The organism is Vibrio ostreae, from assembly GCF_019226825.1.
GTDB lineage: Bacteria > Pseudomonadota > Gammaproteobacteria > Enterobacterales > Vibrionaceae > Vibrio > Vibrio ostreae.
The window spans coordinates 1,155,656-1,175,686 of sequence record NZ_CP076643.1; the positions used below are offsets into that span (position 1 = coordinate 1,155,656).

Consider the following 20,031-nt stretch of genomic DNA (forward strand, 5'->3'; position numbering starts at 1 on the left):
AGGCCCAAGTTGCGGAAGATAAATATCGGTAACTAAAAAGTCTATCAAGCCCGGGAGCTCTGCTTTCGGGCTTTTTGTTTTACTTATGGCTGAACCACCGAAAAAATTGAACCGCTGATGAGCGTTTGGCAAGGCTCATGATACTGCATGATAACAAGCCGATATTAGAGCTTGAGCAAAGTCATTCCCTTCGCTACCCTTAGCGCAAATCGTTCACTGGATAATAATATGTTTGAATACAACGGCAAAACTATCGACACCGATGCTCAGGGCTACCTGCTTGATTACACGGTGTGGGAAGAAGGGATGATTGACATTCTGGCCAAGGAAGAAGGCATTACGCTGACCGATGCTCATCTTGAGGTCGTGCATTTCGTGCGTCGCTTCTACGAAGAATTTAACACTTCGCCAGCGATTCGTATGCTGGTGAAAGCGATGGAAAAAGAGCACGGCCCGGAAAAAGGTAACAGCAAATATCTGTTTAAGCTGTTCCCTAAAGGCCCGGCCAAGCAAGCAACCAAACTCGCTGGCTTGCCAAAGCCTGCCAAATGCTTATAAGCGCCATTTGCCAAATCGTGAAATCCTGTAAGCCAATTTACAGGATTTCAAACCCCCGATAGTTTTTATCGGTGACACACTCGGTACGCTCTACCCGCTCGACACTGGCGGTTCTTGGCCCTTCCTGCAGCCATTGATATAACTCTTCAACCTTATCGTGGTCACCACATGCAATCACTTCCACGTCACCACTAAACAGATTTTTCGCATAACCGGTTAAACCCAATACCAATCCCTGGTGCGCGGTGTGGTAGCGAAACCCCACTCCTTGGACGACGCCCGACACAATAAACTTATCGCATTTGATCGACATGTTGCTCTCATCCCGTTCTGATTCAAAATCCGGCTGCTTGCCACCATCCCTGGTAAAGAGCCGTTTTAATATCTTCATTATCATACTGCTACGCCATGCACACAGAAGTTAATCTGCGAGCCAATTATTCAACCTATTCAAGGATAGACAATTTTATCCTGCTCCACCGTGCTTAATCTCAAAGACTATTTTTCATCTGTGTTTGCTTTTCTGCAGCAGTTCCATGAAAATACCCGCCCTTTTCTAATAATCATTTGAGTAACGCAATGACTCCTGCAATCTATCTGGTCAAAGGTCGAGAGAAATCTTTACGCCGCAAACACCCTTGGGTGTTTTCTCGTGGTATCAGCAAAATCGAAGGCGAACCTGGCCTGGGTGAAACCGTTGATGTCTATACCCACGAAGGCCAATGGCTTGCCAAAGCTGCATACTCTCCGCATTCTCAAATCCGTGCCCGTGTCTGGAGTTTTGAAAAAGAAGCCATCGATCGTGCATTTTTCGTCAAACGTATTCAGCAGGCACAACTGCTGCGTGAAGACATCATTGAGCGCGACGGTCTGACCGGTTACCGCCTGATTGCCGCTGAATCGGATGGTCTGCCAGGCATCACTATCGATAAATACCAGGATTACCTGGTATGCCAACTGTTGAGTGCGGGCGCTGAACATCAGAAAGAAGCCTTGGTTGCAGCACTGGTTGAGTGCTTCCCGCAATGTAATATCTATGAGCGCTCAGACGTAGCTGTGCGTAAAAAAGAAGGGTTGCAGGAGCGCGTCGGCGTGCTGCATGGCGAAGAACCGCCTAAATCTGTGGTGATTGAAGAGAACGGGGTTAAGATCAGTGTCGACATCGTTGGTGGTCATAAAACCGGTTTCTACCTGGACCAGCGTGACAGCCGTCAGCAGTCAATCAAATACGTGAAGAATAAAGAAGTGTTGAACTGCTTCTCATACACTGGCGGTTTTGGCTTGTATGCCCTCAAAGGCGGAGCGAAGCGCGTTATCAACGCCGATGTATCTCAGCCTGCGCTGGATACCGCTAAATTCAATGCCGAGCTGAATGAGTTCGATATCAGTAAAAAACGCGCCGTGTTCCTCAACGCCGATGTATTTAAACTACTGCGTGAATACCGTGATCAGGGTACCCAGTTTGACGTCGTGATCATGGACCCACCGAAATTTGCTGAATCAAAAGCTCAGCTTAATGGTGCGTGCCGCGGCTACAAAGACATCAACATGCTGGCGATGCAAATCCTCAAACCAGGCGGCACGCTGCTGACCTACTCTTGCTCAGGCTTAATGGATCAAGTGCTGTTCCAAAAAATCATCGCCGATGCGGCGCTGGATGCCGGTCGTGACGTAAAGTTTGTTGAACGCTTCGAGCAAGCGGCTGATCACCCGACCGATACCGCTTATCCGGAAGGTTTTTATCTAAAAGGTTTTGCTTGTAAGGTGCTGTAATTTATTTGAGTTAATAGCAATATCCGAAAAAGAAAGGCTTCCGCGCATGGAAGCCTTTCTTTTTGATGACAGCCAGAGTTTCTGTACCGTCTTTACTGTTGACACCGTAAGTATGACTGACATACTCGTTTTCTATTCTTGCTTAAATACGAGAGTCATATGCGGGGTCAAATGGCCTGTCCCTGGGTTCACTGGATTGTGTTATCAAACACAGACAAATCAGACCTATACCAACCCAGCCAGGCAGAGGAATCACTTCACCCACCACCAGCACGGCAAGCACTGCGGCGACCACAGGCTCAAACAAAGTCAGCAACGTCGCGCCACTGGCCGATACAGAACGTAAACCGTAACCAAAGGCCAGATAACCAACAAACATCGGAATAAAAGCCATATAGCTGATAACCAGAATATGAGTGGTACGGGTAAATAGCTGCTCACCGGTAAACCATAATGACGGTAATAGAATCAACGCCGCCACACAGAACAGACTACCCATCGCGGCATCGGAGCGAATCCCTTTATCAATCATGTTCTTGGCGACCCAGGAATAATACGCATAAGATGCGCCAGCGATAATACCCAGCCCAATCCCGATGTATTTATCCATGTCAGAAGCAACGCTGCTGTCAGTGGCGGGTTTTGACAGACACAGCAAAACCATCCCAAGTACGCCCAAAAACAGGCTGAACAACCAGCGACGATTGAGGGTCTGCGCTTGGCTAAGGAAACGTTCAAACAGAGCGGAAATGAACGGAGCAGAAGCAATAGTAATAACCGTTCCGATGGCGACACCCGCCATTCGCATCGAGGAATAAAACGCCAGTGGGTAAATTGCCACGGCAATGCCACCGGACAGCAGCCGCTTTTTATCCTCCAGCAGTTGACGCCAGCAACGACACAACTGTCTGCGTGCCAGCAGAGCTTGCAACAAGCCGCCAACTCCCATGGCAAACGCACCAATTGCTAACGCACTGACCTGCGGTGCAAAACTGGCTACCGTCCCTGTCGTTCCCCATAACAATGCTGCCAGCAGCACTGCCCAATGTCCGCTTTGCTTCACTTACCCGCCTTTTCTGTTCTATTCGTCTGTTTTAATTGATAAAGCCAGCCGTTTGTACGTCCGAATAGACATTACCATTCTAATCGCATGATAACGATTAACAATTAATACCAAGATTGTCCTTTCTATCACAATAATTCTAACAATACAGCCTGAAATACGATTGGTGCCTTTAACCCGTTGACACACTGTCGGTGTTAGCCAACGGATTTAAAATCTCTGACATCCGTGATAGATTGCCCCTTGACTAAACAGAACCAGATTCGTCACTTGAGTTTACATATAAGAAGACTCCCCTTGGGGAGTCTTCGCGGTTGTCTGGCCAAATTCAAATTAGATTTGGCCCTTTGTCATGCTAAAGCTAATCACATCAGATCAAAGCGGTCTGCGTCCATCACTTTAGTCCAAGCCGCGACAAAGTCATTGATGAATTTCGCCTGGTTATCATCCTGAGCATACACCTCGGCATAAGCACGCAAGATAGAGTTGGAACCAAACACCAGATCGACGCGGGTTGCGGTCCATTTCGTCGCACCACTCTTACGCTCGACAATATCGTACGAGTTACGACCAGTCGGTTTCCAACGGTATGACATATCCGTCAGATTAACGAAGAAATCATTGGTCAGTGTACCAACCCGGTCAGTAAACACGCCGTGTTCACTACCAGAATGGTTGGTACCCAGCACGCGCATACCACCAATCAGTACTGTCATCTCCGGTGCAGTCAGTCCCATTAGTTGCGCACGATCCAGTAGCAGCTCTTCCGGCTTCACCACGTAGTGCTGTTTCTGCCAGTTACGGAACCCATCCGCCAACGGTTCCAGTACGTCAAAAGACTCGACATCGGTCATGTCTGCACTTGCGTCACCACGGCCAGGACTAAACGGGACTTTAACATCAAAGCCAGCCGCTTTTATGGCCTGCTCGATGCCGACGTTACCCGCCAGAACAATCGTATCAGCCACACTGATGCCTGCGTCAGCTGCAATACCTTCTAGCACCGAGAGCACTTTTGCCAGACGCTCAGGCTCATTACCTGCCCAATCTTTCTGCGGTGCGAGGCGAATACGTGCACCATTCGCGCCACCGCGGTTATCGGAGCCACGGAAAGTACGGGCACTGTCCCAGGCTGTTGCCACCATGTCACTCACATCCAAACCGCTTGCTGCGATTTTGGCTTTAACAGCATCCACATCGTAATCACTGCGCCCAGCAGGAATCGGGTCCTGCCAAATTAGATCTTCCGCCGGTACATCCGGACCAACATAACGAGATTTAGGTCCCAGGTCACGGTGAGTCAGTTTGAACCAGGCACGAGCAAATACTTCATTGAAGTAATCCTGATCTTTGTAGAAACGCTCGGAGATCTTGCGGTATTCCGGATCTTCTTTCAGCGCCATGTCAGCATCCGTCATCATCGGATTGCAGCGCACCGATGCATCTTCCACATCGACCGGTTTATCCTGGTCAGCAATATCAACTGGCTCCCATTGCCAGGCGCCTGCCGGACTCTTCGTTAACTGCCACTCATGTTCAAGCAGCATTTTGAAGTAACCGTTGTCCCATTGCGTAGGATGTGTAGTCCATGCCCCTTCCAGGCCGCTGGTCACCGCGTTGCGGCCAATACCGCGTGATTTATGGTTAATCCAGCCAAGGCCCTGTTCTTCGACATCTGCACCTTCCGGATCCGGTCCCAGTTCAGCAGGATTACCATTACCATGCGTTTTACCCACGGTATGTCCACCGGCGGTCAGTGCAACCGTCTCTTCATCATTCATCGCCATGCGGGCAAACGTGACGCGCATATCCTGGGCCGTTTTGAGCGGATCCGGGTTACCGTCCACCCCTTCCGGATTGACATAAATCAGCCCCATCATTACTGCTGCCAGCGGGTTTTCCAGATCACGTTCACCTGAGTATCGCGACCCTTCGCTACCACTCGGTGCCAGCCACTCTTTCTCCGAGCCCCAGTAAGTATCTTTTTCCGGGTGCCAGATATCTTCGCGGCCAAAGCCAAAACCAAAGGTTTTAAAGCCCATTGACTCATAAGCCATGTTACCGGCCAGCAGAATCAAGTCGGCCCAGCTGATTTTGTTACCGTATTTTTTCTTCAGTGGCCACAGCAGGCGACGAGCTTTATCAAGGTTACCATTATCCGGCCATGAGTTAAGCGGAGCAAAACGCTGGTTACCAGTCGCGCCGCCGCCGCGGCCATCAGCAGTACGATAGCTGCCCGCTGCGTGCCAGGCCATCCGAATCATCAAACCGCCATAGTGTCCCCAGTCGGCCGGCCACCATTCCTGACTGTCGGTCATTAATGCTTTTAGGTCTTTCTTCAGCCCTTCAACGTCGAGTTTTTTTAGCTCATCACGGTAGTTGAAGTCGGCTCCAAGCGGATTGGTTTTGGTATCGTGCTGATGCAGAATATCCAGGTTGAGTGCGTTCGGCCACCAATCCATATTGGATTTCCCCGCAGAAGTCATCGCACCGTGCATTACCGGGCATTGACCTGCGGAGTGACTGTCATGATTTGCCATACATTGTCCCTTTGTCGTTCTAGTGATTTAACTTACTTCCGTCAGTTCTACGCGATGGTGCTTTGTAAGGTAACTGCCAGAAATATCGAAATATTTAAAGACTACGACAATCAGTCTAGACGCTAACCAGCCAATATTCATATTATTTCTGGCAATCAATTTGATAGATGAAAACTATTGATATTAATGAAACTATCCGGAAATTGCGTGGCGAACAAAAGGAACAGCAGCACTGATGCTGGCAACTTCGGCCTATGCTGGACTACCGGAAACCGCAATCACGCGTCACGTCGCCAGCATGTATGCCCGTCTATACAATGAGATCGTCAAGGGTAGCCAAACCGGCCATGTTACCTAGCACACGCGTGCTTTGCATTTATGACTGGTTAAGTTTGCAGCCCTGACAGGTTAATGTTTGCAGCCTAGTTAAACCACTGCCTCTCCCTCTACATACTCGTCTTCAACCTGGGCTCCGATTTTCGGGATCCGAATACTGACCGTGAATTTAAGTGATTCCGGCAAAGAAAAGTCCAGCCCATACCCGTGCTGCTGACAAATATTATTAATGATGGAGAGCCCTAAGCCAAAACGTTCGTTATTAGTGCGCGAGTCGTCAATCTGAAACAGTGGTTGCACCATTTTATCCAACTGCTCCTGAGAAATCGTATGATTGAGATGATTGGAGATACTGAGCTCGTAGTCACCATCCTGTTCATGCCAACATGCTTCTACTTTGGTTTGCGCGGGGCTGTAATAAAGGGCGTTATCAAGCAGATTGATTAAGATGGTTTCCAGGCTGAAACGATCCGTCAAAAACCATTCATCGGTCTCGCACTTCTGCTCCAACCGCTGCGCCACATCCGGGTACTTAAATTCAATATCCTGCTTTACCTGAGCCAACACTGAGCGAATCGACAGTGCCTCTTTACGCAGATTCAGCGACGGTGACGCGGTGCGTTGCAGTAACAACAGTTTCTCGACAATCGATTTCATCCGCTTGGCGATGGCCAGAATATCATCCGGATAGGTTTTGCTGATCCGCTCATCATCCGGATAGCGAAGATACACTTCACTCAGTGTAATCATCTCTGCCAGCGGGGTTTTCAGTTCGTGGGCAATATCGCCGGTGATACGCTGCTCATTTTTAATCAGCTGCTGGTTACTGCGGATAAATCGGTTCAGCTCTTTACGAATCGGCTCAATTTCTTCCACTCGCTTGTCGGGCAGATCAAGTTCAGACACGGAATGCTGGTCAGTCAGACTGAGCGCTTTTAAGTCCTCATTGAGTTTATCCAGCGGCGCCAGGCCACGGCGGATAATGGTTTGGGTGACAAACCTCATCACCACAATCGCTATCAGGAAACTGCTGATTAGTAGTCCGTCCACCAGCCACAGCAGACTATCCAGGCCGCCGGCTGACTCATAAATCGTCATTGATACCGGTTCAATACTGCCGTCATCACTTTGCGGAACAAAATTCGACAACGTCGCTTTACCCAGTTCTCCGTTTGGCATCACCACATCAATAATGCGCTGTTCACCAATGGCAATATCCGGCGCAATCAGATCCACATTCGGATACGATGACAAGTTCGGCGAGCGGCCAATCGTTTTTCCGTCATGCCAGATTTGGAAATAATGCGGATCTTGTTCGGAACTGTATTCAGGTAAAAAACGCAGGTCAGCGGTAAACTCCACTTTATCGTGATTAAAGCTGATTTCCGATTTAAGGTAATTGGCCTTATTCAACATCGCCTGGTTAAACTGATCTTCGACCCAGTCATCAAGACCGATATCAACCGACAAAAATACGGCGAACAGAAAGAAACCAAACACCAGAGAGACAGAATTGATCAGTTTACGTTCTATCGAGGTCAAACGCGCACTCTGACCCGAGGCCAACTGCTGATACACTGATTTTACTGACATCTTCAACCTCAGCTAACTTTTTCCATCACATAGCCAAAGCCGCGTTTGTTTTTAAGCGGCAGTGAACCCTGTGCATCACGTACTTTTTTACGAATCGATGAAATGTGCGCTTCAATGGTGTTCTTCGATAAATAATCGAAATTACCCACCACCGCTTCACTGATCTGCTCAACGCTGACGACCCGGTTGGGCGCACTGAACAGGCAATGCAGAATTTTGTACTCGTTCGGAGTCAGTTCAATACACTGCTCCGCGTAATAGAAAGTTTTATCTTGCTGGTTGAGACGAAAATCATCCACCACCAAATTATGATCGACTTGATCCAACGAACCACGCCGCATCAGAGTCAGGATACGGGCATGTAACTCTTCAAACGAGAACGGTTTGGTCAGGTAATCATCCGCACCGAGCATCAGGCCCTCAACCCGCTCTTCTGTTTTGGTCTTAGCCGACAGAATCAGTACCCGGGTTTGCTTTTTTTGTTTCCGCAGGGCGCGCAAAATATCCAGGCCACTAACGTTTGGCAACATCAGGTCAAGAATTATCAGGTCATAATCGTGATGAGTCGCCAGGCTAAGTGCTTCCTGACCGTCTCCGGTTTCATCAATGGTAAAGCCAAGATGATTGAGACCCACGACCAGACTGCGGCGCAGCGTTTCTGAATCTTCGATGATAAGTAATTTCACGCAAGTATCCGTGGTTGTTGTTTATTTGGTTAACTTAAGACGTGTTCGGTTAACTGATGACGTATTAGCTTACTCGAAATCCGTCCCAATGTGGATCGCCTTGCCAGGCAAGAACGCCAGGGATATGTGAATCGGCCCAAAACAAAAAGCTCCCACCGGAGTGAGAGCTTAACGTATCGTTCAGATTAACGGCTGATTAGCCGATCATGCGTTCGCAGTTGGCCACTTGCTCGTTAAACACCACGGTTTGCGCGCGTTTAAAAAAGTTAAAGTCGGTTGCGGTTGCACTGGTGTAGGCACCCATCATACGACCGATGATCAAATCACCGTTGTCCAGTTTAGGCAGCATGATGTTTTCTGCAATCACATCAATACTGTCGCAAGTCGGACCGGCGAGCACGCTTGGTGCACACTCGTCACCTTGTTTCAGGGTCACCAGCGGGTACTGGGCATCATCAAAGATCAGGCCGCTGAACGAACCATAAACACCGTCATCCAGGTAGTACCAGGTCTGACCATCGCGCTCTGCCTGACCCATCACTGAAGCCACGCTCATCATCGACTGCGCGACAATAAAACGACCCGGTTCTGCGATCACTTGTACGGTTTCTGGCAGCAGGCTCAGCGCTTCGTTGATCGGCACACAGAACTGATCAATCGGCATGACTTGTTTGGTGTAGTTCACCGGAAAACCACCGCCGATATCCAGCGTACTCAGTGCTGGCAGGCCACGTTCAACTGCCTGTTCCATCACCACTCGGCAAGTATTGATCGCTTCCACATATTTTTGCGGGTTCATGGTTTGAGAACCTACATGGAATGACAAACCTTTAATGTGGATATTCCACTCTTTCGCCGTTTCGATGATGGTCAGCGCCTGCTCAGGAGTACAACCGAATTTCTTCGACAGGTCAGCAAAGGCTTCAGAGTTACGGAAACTCAGACGCACCAGCAGTTCAACCTGATCATTGTAAGCTTTGAATTTTGCCAGCTCATTGAGGTTATCCACTACGAACACGTGACAACCGTACGCCAGTGCGTCACGGATGTCGGCATCGCGTTTGATCGGGTGCGTGTGAATCGTGCGTTCTGCCGGTACGCCTTCCTGCGCCACCAACTCAACTTCGCCACTGGTTGCCAGGTCAAAGCTCGCGCCTTCTTGCAGCAGTGTTCTGACTACCGCTGGGTGCGGCAGTGGTTTCAGTGCAAAGTGCAGAGTCACGTTTGGCAGCGCATTACTCAGGGCACGGTATTGCTGACGGATAATATCGCAATCCAGCATCAGTAATGGTGCACCAAACTGCTCAACAGACGTTTCGATCAGTTGAACGTCATCAGCAGACAGAGCCTGAGAAGTGAAAGATTGAAAATTAAGAACAGAACGAGAACTAGCCATGGCAAACCTCCAATGTGGTTATGACACTTTTCACCTGGTGTTAGCGTGATGATGAAAAGTGGAGCGTCAATAAAAGCGCGTAAATGCGCTGTCAAAGTCACTCTTGGATAGTTGCTCTATCGCCTTGCCACAAAACAGACTGTGATGTACTCGGATTGGCTATCATCAAGAAGCGAGGCGATAATAGGGTCATAAGAAACTCAGCGCAATAAAAAATGCGCCTTTGAAAGCAAAAGGTTTTTGTGGTTAAGATTCGATTTATTGATCGTTATTTGCCGCCTCAATTTCAGGGTTTTATGCACAAGAATTGAGGTTAAATTCGCGCCGCTGAGAACTCATCATATACATCGCACCGATAACCTGTTAAAACGCTGTTAGAGCTATCAATGAGTTAACGCTTAACCGCCACAGCAGGCAGGCCGGTGTGGTGAGTGAGATAAAAATTCAGCGCCTTTGTAACCAGCAGTGAACTTAAATTCCTATGTCCGAGATCGTAACTACTTCGAATCCATCCCAGTCCGTTCCGGTAAATATCGGCTTTATTCTGCAGCCCCACTTTTCTCTGATGGCGTTTACCGCCGCGATGGATGCCTTGATTACGGCGAACCTGGTGCACGAACGTCCGCTGTACCAGATTCATACCTTTGGTATAGATTCGCGCAAGGTGCTGAGTGACATCGGCATCGACATCGCAACCGATGCAACGGTGGAATCACTGAACCTGCACAATCGTGGATCGATGGACTGGCTGTTCGTTTGCGGCGGCTATCGCTGTGATACGGCCTCAGCCGATGAACTGACTTACTGCCTCAAAGCGGCGTACAACCAGCAGATCAATCTCGGCAGTATCTGGAACGGCACCATTGCCCTCGCCCATGCGCAGGCCATCGATAAAGATGTGGTTTCAGCGGTGCATCCCAACAGTCACCACTACATTCGTACCACCTTCCCGAACCTAAAACTGGCCACTCACACCTACGAGGTAAGCGAGCACAGCGCGAGCTGCTCCGGTCCTAACAGCGCGATGGAAATGATGCTGAATATGATTGAAGGTCAATTTGACCGTCAGTTAGTGCGGGCAATTCGCGAAATCCTCAGCTGCGATCAGGCTTCGGAAGGTCGTCAGGCGATCCTGCATGGCTCCGCACCTGAGCCGGCCGCACCAGTACAATCTCGTCCAGCGGCTTTACAGGAAGCCATCTCACTGATGGAATCAAATATTGAAGAGCCGCTGACCCCGGAAGAACTGGCACGCTGTCTGGCGATGTCGCGCCGTCAGCTGGAACGTTTGTTCCAGACCCACCTCGATACTTCGCCATCGCGTTACTACCTCAAATTGCGCCTTGCGTTTGCCCATAAGCAGCTGGAAGAGAGCCGCGAATCGATTATTCAGGTGGGCCTCGGCTGCGGTTTCGTCAGCAGCAGCCACTTCAGTAACTGCTTTAAAGATCACTTTGGTTATTCACCCACTCAGCTCAGACAAGGCCTCAGCCGCAAGCACTAATACTTAGGTTACACTGCCACCAATACAAAAGCCCCCGCATCACTGCGGGGGCTTGCGTTAGCCGCTCCGGTCACATCAACTCTAGCCAAATCAACACTGGTCATTCACGCTAAGCGAATCGCGGCGGATTACTCCGTAGTCGCACTCTGATCCCGGCTGCTGGAGTAAATAAAATAGAGCGCGATGCCAAGGCACACCACCGCCGCCAGGCGATAAGGTGAAAACGCCATTTCACTATTGTTCATCCAGCCAAAATTATCAATCAGCAGGCTCATCAGCAGCTGACCAAAAATCACCGCAACCGTGGCAACCGCCACGCCGATGCGCTGCACCGCCAGCACCATAATCACAATATACGGCACGCCGCACATCGCTCCGAGCAGTTGCCATTTCGGTACATCCAGCAAGGTCACAGTGTGTTTCGGCTCAAAGTAGAAGATCAGCAGCGCTGTGACTAAAGCACCGATAGAAAAAGTGAGAAACGCGCAGCGAAACACACCGACTTTGTTACCAAGCTGGCCATTAATCGCAGCCTGAATACTCAGTAACGCGCCGCCCAGCACCGCCATCACAATCATTAACAGGGTCATAGTGTCTCCTTAGCTTTTGGCAATCAGCAGCAGTGCCGCCACGATAAACAGAAGAGCAATCAAACGCTTGCGGTCAATTTTACGATGCGGCGTCCCCAGCAGACCGAAATGGTCAATGATCAGGCTTTTTGATACCTGACCGGCTAAGATGCCAATCATGGTCATCGCGATCCCAATCACCGGCGTGGTCATAGTCAGGATCACCACATAACCGGTCCCCAGAATACCACCCAGCAACTGCCACGAAGGCTGCTCAAAGAACGACGGACTGTTGCGCGGGCTAAAAAACAGCATCAACAAAAACGTCAGCGCCGCACCGACGCCAAAAATACTGAAAGTGGCCCACAGATGGCCGACCTGCTCCCCGAGCGGGCCGAGAATACCCGCCTCCACGGATAAACCCATCCCGCCGACAATCACGAGTAGGATTAACAATAACTGCATATAACAAGGCTCCTAATAAGTCAGGCGCGCATGATATAGTGGTGAATTAAAAAGAAAAACGACATAATATGGTAATCACCTTTGCAGAAGTTGCACAAATGAACCGAACCAATAACATTGATATCCGCGCATTACGGTTTTTTGTCAGCGTGTTTGATGCCCAGAACTTCTCTGTGGTCGCGCGGCGCGAAGATGTTTCTGCGTCCATGATCTCGCGCACGATCCATAATCTGGAAGATGCTCTCGGCCAGCAGTTGTTCTACCGCAACACCCGAGCGGTGGTGCCAACCGAAGCCGGTAAACTGTTTTTTAGTTATGCCAAAACCGTGATTGAACAGCTTAATGAAGCGCAGGAACAGCTGCAGGATCGCGCAGCAGAGCCGTCCGGCTTAGTCCGGCTCAATGCGCCGGTATTTTTTGGTGAGCGTCATATCGCGCCCTGGTTGCAGCAGTTATCTGAACGCTACCCCAATTTGGCGATAGACTTGACCCTGACCGATGAATATATCGATCCGCTTAAAGACGGTACCGACATCATTTTTCGTATCGGTACGCTGACCGACTCCTCGTTTCACGCCCGCATTCTCGGCAATCAGCGCTACCATCTGGCGGCTTCTCCCGCCTATATCGCTAAATACGGCATGCCGGATAGCGGTCACGCTCTGCAGCAGCATCGCTGCCTGGTATACAAAGGTTTTGAAGGGGCCAACCGCTGGTACCTGCGCCAAACAGATGCTGACTGGGTGCACTACCCAATTACACCATCTCTGAGTTCCAACAATGCCCAAAGCCTGCTGACTGCCGCACTGGATGGCATGGGAATCGTCTTGTTCCCAGACTGGCTGATTGGACAGGAATTGCAGCAAGGCAAACTGATCAAAATCATGCCCGACTATGACGCTGCTATTAATACTCAGCCCCAGCATATAGCGGCTATCTATCCGCATGTGCGTCATCCACCGCTTAATATTCGCGCGGTAATTGATTATTTTACCCAGATATACGGCAATCCCTTATACTGGCAGCCATAATTAACAACTGGGTAGCGCACTATTTGCATGTCTTTTGTTACCCTGAACTAAAGCGAGGCTCGTTATGTTAATCACTTTCCGATGTAAAGCGTACGCCAACGTCACCATGTTTGGCTCCGTAGGACTGCAAATGATCAAAATGATGGGTCATAGTGGCACGGTGCCGGGTGCCATTGGAGCTGACGATATCCCCCATGCCCTTGATTTGCTCAAATTGGCCATTACGGCAGAGAGAAAACGGGAAGATCAGAATGATTCAGAGCAGGATGATGACGATAAACGTGACGATCCGCCGGTCAGTATCTCCCATCGCGCCCTGCCGCTGGTCGATATGCTCAATGCTGCCATCAGTGCAGAATGTGGCATCATGTGGGATAGCGAGTAATCAAGGTTTAACCAATAAGTGACAACGTCACTAAAATTACGCCTATTGGGCGTTTATAATGCGACTTAGCGTTGAAAAATCAACATGCTGCCTTTACCCACTGCCTTTATTTGCGCGGCGTGAGCCAGTAGAATACTAAAGATATACAGCAAACCGAGAACAACATGGCAAAACTGACACTCCAAGAGCAAATGCTGAAAGCAGGCTTGGTTAATGAAAAGAAGCTGAAAAAAGCAAAGAAAGGCTCAAAAAAATCACGTGTTCAGGCACGTGAAGTAAAAGAAGCGGTTGAAGAAAACAAGCGCCAGCAACTTGAGCGCGATAAAGCACTCAGCGCACAGCAAAATGAACAGCGCCAGAGCAAAGAGATTCAGGCGCAGATCAAACAGCTGATCTCGATGAACAAGCTTGATCTGGGTAATGGTGACATCAAGTATAACTTCACCGACGGCACGTTGGTGAAATCACTCTACGTTGAGTCACTGGTGCGTGAACAGCTAAGTAAAGGCATCCTGGCGATTGCCCGCTTTGAAGAAGGTTACGCCGTGATCCCAAGCGTGGTAGCCAACAAAATCGCCCAGCGCGACGAGCAAGCTATCATCGATCAGAAAGAGCCGGAATCGGACGCGATCGACGAAGACGATCCGTACGCCGACTTCGTGGTGCCGGATGACCTGATGTGGTAATCCGTCCGCGGCTTGCCTGAACTGACGATGGTTCATCTCCGCAAGTCGCCCCGCTCCCATGCCCCGGCGTGGGAGCGACTATCTTCCCCCTATCCATCATCAACGAGCAATCACCAGTGGCAAAACGTACTCCAGTTATTGAAATAACGTCCTACGGGATTTACTCCCATTGGGACGCGAAAGCCAAAGAGCTGCCGAAAATCAAAGAGTTCACTCAGGTCGTCACTGCCGAGGAAGATGTCGAATTTGGTTTTATCGTCAATATCAAAAAGGCCAAAGGCGAGCTGCTGCAGTTTTGCATCCATCATCCCGGCATCATCAATAAAAAAGGCCAGGTATTGGCCCCGTTTGACGGTGAAGTGTACGTTCGCAGCAATGACTGGGATTTCTACCTGGGCGATACCATCCAATTGCTGTGCCCGGTGAACGGCCTGGAAAGCAATCTCGGTGAATGGCGCATGACGCTGGAAATGCAAGGCAGAACCATCGCCGAAAAGACGTTCAAAGTAGTAGGACGTGATGAGGGGCAGTTCTGGAAGTCGAGAGGGTTTTAGCACCCTTTACCAGGGCGAAGTTATAAATGTTCCAATCAAAGTGTGTAGTCAGTAAGTGCCAAACGGATATGCGCCGATCTCCACGGCTCTTTGGCCTGAATATCGGAACCAGAGACTATGAGTCATATCAGCCGATTCGATTTCAGCAGGCAGGTTGAGCCTCAATTGTTCCTCCTGAGATAACGGCCTTGGCCATAATGAATCATCATTCCCACAAAACTTAAACACAACAACCGAATCGATTACTGCTCAATGAGGATGGCAACGCCACTCGTTAGTCGTACCCCTGACACGTTTGTTATACCGTGCTCCTTGCAGGAAGTTCTTTATCAATTGCCATAGTCCCGTATAATCGCGGCCAAATTACACCACACCAATCATCAGTGAGTTGCACATGTCCAAACTATTTTTCAAAGGTCGAATCGATGCTAGGCAGAACCACGTCATTTCAGGCTACAACGTAAAACGTGATGTAAAAGCAGGCACTGAAGAAGCTCCAATCAATATTGTCGTCCCAACTGAAGCTCGTAAGGCAGAGATCGAAGCATTAGTTTCTGAGCACACTATTGTGGCCCATATTGCCGTAGACTCAGAGCAACCAGAGAACACCGTTGAGCTTGATACACTATTAAGCAAGCCTCAAACGATTACCTATGAAAAAACACCGAACCGTAATGAAGCGTGCATTTGCGGAAGCGGGAAAAAGTACAAAAAGTGCTGTGCCTAAGCGCTCGCTAGTGACACCAAAAACCGTCTTCTGACGGTTTTTTTGTGCCTAGGCTAAACTGATAGAACAAATGGCAAGGATTCCCTTCTACTACCGAGGAACTGTTACTCGCTCTAACTTACTGACCCAAAAGGCACCGCAGTCGTACGAAGTCATCAGGATCACGGTGTTGCGAATTAGATTTAAAGCGCTTGTTATGCGTGCGCAACCTACCGGGCACACACTATTCACTTTCACTGGGCATCGTATCAAATTGCGGCAGGCCATCGTTTATGAAACCCACGTCCCAACTTGCACGAGAACTGACATAGACATGAGCAGAAACCTTTGTATCTACAGGCTCTGACAGCAACCCCGCAGGAACCCAATACGACTTACCATCTGAACTGATATTTGGTACTGGACTACCGCATCGACAACAAAACTCAGATTTAAAACCAGAACTCGTAGAGAATGACCTAATTTCATGTTTGCCGGAGATCCATTTAAAACTAGATGAGTTAACTATCAACGCTGAATTTGATGAAGAGCCTGATACTTTGCGACACAACGAACAATGACACTGATAGATGGCGGGTAATTCACCTGACAATTTAAACGACACTTCGCCACACAAACAATTTCCTTTCAACTTCATCACTCCTAAGTCAATGAGTACGCACAACGCCTAGTTAAGCTGCTAACAAAGCCACAAAAAACTTTCCGTAAAGCACTGACAAAACCATACTCTTTAGAACTAAAATATCACGCGTTGGCAGTCAGTTTGAACCGATTGCTATGTGACAATATTTATTCGTTGGTAAATATGATCTGCATATAGCTGTCCACCAATCTCGTACGCATTAGGGACAATTTTATCTAGTACAAATCCAGATTTTGTCAGCACTTTTTCTGAACCAATATTACCTTCAGTTACCACTGCGCTATATCTTTCGATGCCAATTTGTAAATGAGAGTAGTTAAGCAACGCGCTTAAAGATTCACTTCCATAGCCAAGTCCATGATATTTAGGTAGGAATAAGAAGCCAACTTCAGCGACTCCGCTGTGAAGGCAAAAACCTATTATCCCTATTTTCTTATCCGTAGCTAATTCAGATACAACCAAACAAAGCCAATGACTTGATTCTCGTGACCAAGGGATTAACCTGGACTGAAACTTGGCTTCAATTTCTAAGATTGAAGGCTCATTAAAACAGAACGAAATAACTTTTGGATCTGTATGTAATTGATAAAATAGTGTCCAATCTTTTTCTGATATTGGCTCCATAACTAATCGCTCTGATATTACCTTCATATCGCTGAACCCTCCTTGTCACATGTAGCCCGCTTGAGGTGATGAGCAACGCAATACAAATACGACCGCATGGCGTATTAAACACTATACTCACCGCAAAACAAAACTGCCACGCGGTGCGAATCTGCTTGAATTGCTTGGTAGCCAATCATGCCAATGATAGTCCACCATCAACGACCAAAGTGTGACCGACGATATAGCTGGCTTTATCTGACAATAAAAACTCAATTGCATTAACGATTTCGTCAATTTCCCCAAAACGATTGATCGGTACTACGTCAGCAACATCAGCGCGGATATTGGAGTTTTCAAGTTGCCTTTCTTCCCATCGGGGAGTCCACGTTACACCTGGAGCAACCGCATTAATTCGAACTCCAGATTTGATGCTTTCTAGAGCAACAGATCTAGTCAACCCTTCAAGCGCGTGTTTAGCAGCACTATACATTGCTGCATTCGGTGTTGGTCTAAGACCATTAACGGAACTTACATTTACTATGGCTGCCCCTGCTTCCATGAGTTTTAGTTCAGACCTCAAACACAAGGCTTGGCACAAAAAATCCACATGAAGTGTTTCTTTGAGGAGTGCTACATCGACTTGGGATAGGTAACCTCTAGAGGAAAGAGCCGGAGAAGCATTATTTACCGCTACGTCCAATTTTCCGTATTGAGCTTCAACGTAAGCAAATAAACGGTCTAATTGTTGCTCATCCGCAATATCAACCGACTGGTAATCAACAGATTTTAATTCTGGATATTTTTGCACTACTTCAAGCCAAATATTCTTCGAACGCGAGCAAGTAATAACTTTATATCCCTGCTTCACGAGCCGAAGAACTGAATACAAACCAATACCTTTTGAGCCACCAGTGACTAATGCAACTTTCAATTTAGGACTCCTTTTATATTTATGTACTTTGTCGGCTAACATCCTGTTAAGGTGATTAACAACGCCATACTGAAGCTGCCGCACACTACCTTAAACACGAAATGCACGGCATCATTGCCTGTTTTAGAAAGATGGGGGTGATCCTGAATTCAATGCTAAGGGGCGGTACTATGTGAGATGCAAATATGGCGAAAAATTAACTATTGACGCCATACTCGTTTTTTAGCCGCTCATTCTCAAGGATTATTGCTTACTTAGCAGGAACTTACGCAAATCTCTCTCAACACGCATGACAAACAGAATAAATACTTTATCACCGTCTTGTTTATAGAAAACACGACATGGATTAACGACAACTTCTCGATAACTTAAATGTTCTAGTTCGGGCGGAATCCGACCCGATTCAGGTAAAGTTTCTAAACGTTCAACTTTAGCGAAGATCGTTTGAACCAATTGCTTTGCAGCTACGAAATTTTCAAGTGCGATGTATTCAGCGATATCATCAAGGTCAGATAACACTGGCTCAGTCCAGATTATTTTAGCCATTTTGACATTTTGTCTTTGGCTTCTTCATGACTCACCATTTTACCATCAGTTAGTGCACGTTCGCCTCGCGCAATACCCTCAAGAATTGATAAACGGTTTTGCATAAACTCGTAATCATCAACATCTACCAAATATGCAGACGGTTTACCATGCTCGGTAATTAATACTGGTTCTTTGGTATCGTGAAGATCGGCGAGGATCTTAGTGGCTTGGCGCTTAAGTGATGTTACTAATTCTACTTTCATGAGAGCTGCTCCAAAGAATACTAGAGTGATACTATTCTATCACTTTTAGTATAGCAAGCTCCATGACGGCTAACGAATAGCATGGAATCCCCCTCCCGAGGATCTGCCACACTTACGTGGTACTTATTAGCACTGAAGGCACCATGTCTGATTATTCTTATTTTGGCGGTATCGATTTAGCTAAAAACCACTTCAGTATTCATGTCGTTGACTCGAAAGGGAAAGATGGAGATAGGTTAAGACCACTAGCGGAGAGCCTGTTAATGCGGCGGACACATATGATGTCATCTAACGAATAAGGTACCGCAGTCGCGCAAAGTCATCAGGGTCACGATGTTGCGAACCATCGATTATAAAGACCGAATGTAGAGCGGCAGTCCAAAACCCATCACTTGAAGTTTAGCGGATGTTTGACAACCGGGGGAATCCATGTAGCCGCATTAAGGTGTGAGCGGCGCTTGGCTATACTTGAGCGAAGCGAAACTGCCAAGCGTTGCGAATCACTCTTAAATGCTTGTATACCTGTGGTTATTGGGACGCTTTTGTTCGATTAATCTACGTCCAAACCAGACCTTTTAGCAATTTCAGTTTCAAAACCATCGATACTCTTTTGGTTCTTTTTGAGCCAGTATTTTTCTATACCCTCTGCACCTTGCTTTTCTGACCAATTAGCTAAGTCTTCACGGTCTCCTTCATAGGTAAAGTAAGGAACTGACATTCCACAGGAAGACTGCACCAAATCGACATTTAGGACAAAGATTTGTCTCGCAGCAACACTTTCCGGAAACAGCGGTGCATACTTGTCCCAACTATCGTCTTGAGAGTGCAAAACCGTAGCTTTACCATAAGCTCTCAGGATTAGAGGAGAGCCTTCAAAAGCACAAAACATAACAGTCATTCTTGGGTTTTGAATAACATGTGATGCAGACTCATTGCCACTTCCTGTAAGGTTCAACCAAGCTATTTGCTTTGGGTTGATAACTCGCAAAGAATCTCCACCTTTAGGGGACAAATTCACGCTACCACTTTCTGCGGCAGTAGCTACAAAATAAATTTTTTGCTGTCCAATAAAATCAATATGTTTATCGGCCAACTCTGAAAATTGCTTACCCATAACGATTAACCTCCATGTTAAATTTCGATAAAAAGCATAACGCTAAGCTAAGTGGCTGCAAACCACAATCAAACTCAAAA

General features: G+C 47.9%; 22 protein-coding genes. 8 read left to right on the top strand and 14 right to left on the bottom strand.

The genetic code is table 11. The features are described 5' to 3' along the window. Positions 1-228 precede the first annotated feature (228 nt). Positions 229-558 carry a TusE/DsrC/DsvC family sulfur relay protein gene (locus tag KNV97_RS11325; RefSeq protein ID WP_136486609.1) on the top strand — a complete coding sequence of 110 codons (330 nt, stop codon included), beginning with the start codon at positions 229-231 and terminating at the stop codon, positions 556-558. Positions 559-595: 37 nt separating this feature from the next. Here the strand turns inward: KNV97_RS11325 and yccX are convergent, their stop codons facing one another. Then, positions 596-871 (bottom strand): acylphosphatase, encoded by a 276-nt coding sequence (yccX, locus tag KNV97_RS11330; RefSeq protein ID WP_136486669.1) that lies wholly within the window; start codon positions 869-871, stop codon positions 596-598. A 266-nt stretch (positions 872-1,137) separates the two neighbouring features. Between yccX and KNV97_RS11335 the strand changes: the two genes are divergently transcribed. Beyond that, the gene (locus tag KNV97_RS11335) at positions 1,138-2,331 is read left to right on the top strand and encodes a class I SAM-dependent methyltransferase (RefSeq protein ID WP_136486611.1); all 1,194 of its coding nucleotides are present in this window, start codon (positions 1,138-1,140) and stop codon (positions 2,329-2,331) included. 142 nt (positions 2,332-2,473) lie between these two features. On the opposite strand, the gene KNV97_RS11340 is transcribed toward KNV97_RS11335, so the two are convergent. From KNV97_RS11340 to KNV97_RS11360, 5 genes are all read right to left on the bottom strand, one after another. Next, positions 2,474-3,394, bottom strand: coding sequence for a DMT family transporter (locus KNV97_RS11340; protein WP_218563137.1), 921 nt, complete (start codon positions 3,392-3,394; stop codon positions 2,474-2,476). Positions 3,395-3,759: 365 nt separating this feature from the next. Beyond that, the gene (gene katG / locus KNV97_RS11345; RefSeq protein ID WP_218563138.1) at positions 3,760-5,934 is read right to left on the bottom strand and encodes a catalase/peroxidase HPI; all 2,175 of its coding nucleotides are present in this window, start codon (positions 5,932-5,934) and stop codon (positions 3,760-3,762) included. A gap of 426 nt (positions 5,935-6,360) precedes the next feature. Next, entirely contained in the window at positions 6,361-7,863 is a 1,503-nt protein-coding gene (locus tag KNV97_RS11350; protein ID WP_218563139.1) for a sensor histidine kinase, read from the bottom strand. Between the two features lie 8 nt (positions 7,864-7,871). Continuing rightward, positions 7,872-8,549 (bottom strand): response regulator transcription factor, encoded by a 678-nt coding sequence (locus KNV97_RS11355; RefSeq protein WP_136486619.1) that lies wholly within the window; start codon positions 8,547-8,549, stop codon positions 7,872-7,874. Between the two features lie 196 nt (positions 8,550-8,745). After that, complete coding sequence (locus KNV97_RS11360) at positions 8,746-9,945, bottom strand: type III PLP-dependent enzyme (RefSeq protein WP_136486621.1); 1,200 nt, start codon at positions 9,943-9,945, stop codon at positions 8,746-8,748. A 481-nt stretch (positions 9,946-10,426) separates the two neighbouring features. Between KNV97_RS11360 and KNV97_RS11365 the strand changes: the two genes are divergently transcribed. Then, positions 10,427-11,449 (top strand): GlxA family transcriptional regulator, encoded by a 1,023-nt coding sequence (locus tag KNV97_RS11365; protein WP_218563140.1) that lies wholly within the window; start codon positions 10,427-10,429, stop codon positions 11,447-11,449. A 128-nt stretch (positions 11,450-11,577) separates the two neighbouring features. Here KNV97_RS11365 and KNV97_RS11370 read toward each other — a convergent pair whose 3' ends face one another. Both KNV97_RS11370 and KNV97_RS11375 read right to left on the bottom strand, forming a co-directional pair. Further along, positions 11,578-12,039, bottom strand: coding sequence for a DMT family transporter (locus KNV97_RS11370; protein ID WP_218563141.1), 462 nt, complete (start codon positions 12,037-12,039; stop codon positions 11,578-11,580). A gap of 9 nt (positions 12,040-12,048) precedes the next feature. After that, a complete protein-coding gene (locus tag KNV97_RS11375; RefSeq protein ID WP_136486627.1) occupies positions 12,049-12,483 on the bottom strand; it encodes a DMT family transporter in 435 nt (144 codons plus the stop codon). Positions 12,484-12,581: 98 nt separating this feature from the next. Here KNV97_RS11375 and KNV97_RS11380 point away from each other — a divergent pair, with 98 nt between their 5' ends. The 5 genes from KNV97_RS11380 (at position 12,582) to KNV97_RS11400 (ending at position 15,866) form a co-directional block, all read left to right on the top strand. Beyond that, the gene (locus tag KNV97_RS11380) at positions 12,582-13,514 is read left to right on the top strand and encodes a LysR family transcriptional regulator (RefSeq protein ID WP_136486629.1); all 933 of its coding nucleotides are present in this window, start codon (positions 12,582-12,584) and stop codon (positions 13,512-13,514) included. Between the two features lie 64 nt (positions 13,515-13,578). Further along, on the top strand, positions 13,579-13,899 hold the full coding sequence (locus KNV97_RS11385; RefSeq protein ID WP_218563142.1) for a DUF1840 domain-containing protein: 321 nt from the start codon (positions 13,579-13,581) through the stop codon (positions 13,897-13,899). A 164-nt stretch (positions 13,900-14,063) separates the two neighbouring features. Continuing rightward, on the top strand, positions 14,064-14,585 hold the full coding sequence (locus KNV97_RS11390; protein ID WP_218563143.1) for a DUF2058 domain-containing protein: 522 nt from the start codon (positions 14,064-14,066) through the stop codon (positions 14,583-14,585). A 116-nt stretch (positions 14,586-14,701) separates the two neighbouring features. Next, on the top strand, positions 14,702-15,139 hold the full coding sequence (locus KNV97_RS11395) for a DUF3859 domain-containing protein (protein ID WP_136486636.1): 438 nt from the start codon (positions 14,702-14,704) through the stop codon (positions 15,137-15,139). A 394-nt stretch (positions 15,140-15,533) separates the two neighbouring features. Continuing rightward, positions 15,534-15,866, top strand: a complete 333-nt coding sequence (locus KNV97_RS11400) for a PBPRA1643 family SWIM/SEC-C metal-binding motif protein (RefSeq protein WP_218563144.1) — start codon at positions 15,534-15,536, stop codon at positions 15,864-15,866. A gap of 223 nt (positions 15,867-16,089) precedes the next feature. On the opposite strand, the gene KNV97_RS11405 is transcribed toward KNV97_RS11400, so the two are convergent. The 6 genes from KNV97_RS11405 to KNV97_RS11430 form a co-directional block, all read right to left on the bottom strand. Beyond that, complete coding sequence (locus KNV97_RS11405) at positions 16,090-16,503, bottom strand: GFA family protein (RefSeq protein ID WP_218563422.1); 414 nt, start codon at positions 16,501-16,503, stop codon at positions 16,090-16,092. Positions 16,504-16,641: 138 nt separating this feature from the next. Continuing rightward, a complete protein-coding gene (locus KNV97_RS11410) occupies positions 16,642-17,160 on the bottom strand; it encodes a GNAT family N-acetyltransferase (RefSeq protein WP_218563145.1) in 519 nt (172 codons plus the stop codon). Positions 17,161-17,308: 148 nt separating this feature from the next. Continuing rightward, positions 17,309-18,046, bottom strand: a complete 738-nt coding sequence (locus KNV97_RS11415) for an SDR family NAD(P)-dependent oxidoreductase (RefSeq protein WP_218563146.1) — start codon at positions 18,044-18,046, stop codon at positions 17,309-17,311. A 243-nt stretch (positions 18,047-18,289) separates the two neighbouring features. Then, positions 18,290-18,592 (bottom strand): type II toxin-antitoxin system RelE/ParE family toxin, encoded by a 303-nt coding sequence (locus KNV97_RS11420; RefSeq protein WP_136486642.1) that lies wholly within the window; start codon positions 18,590-18,592, stop codon positions 18,290-18,292. Beyond that, positions 18,580-18,837, bottom strand: coding sequence for a type II toxin-antitoxin system Phd/YefM family antitoxin (locus KNV97_RS11425; protein WP_136486645.1), 258 nt, complete (start codon positions 18,835-18,837; stop codon positions 18,580-18,582). The genes KNV97_RS11420 and KNV97_RS11425 overlap by 13 nt, the downstream gene beginning before the upstream one ends. Before the next feature lie 550 nt (positions 18,838-19,387). Beyond that, a complete protein-coding gene (locus KNV97_RS11430; RefSeq protein ID WP_218563147.1) occupies positions 19,388-19,951 on the bottom strand; it encodes a pyridoxamine 5'-phosphate oxidase family protein in 564 nt (187 codons plus the stop codon). Positions 19,952-20,031 lie beyond the last annotated feature (80 nt).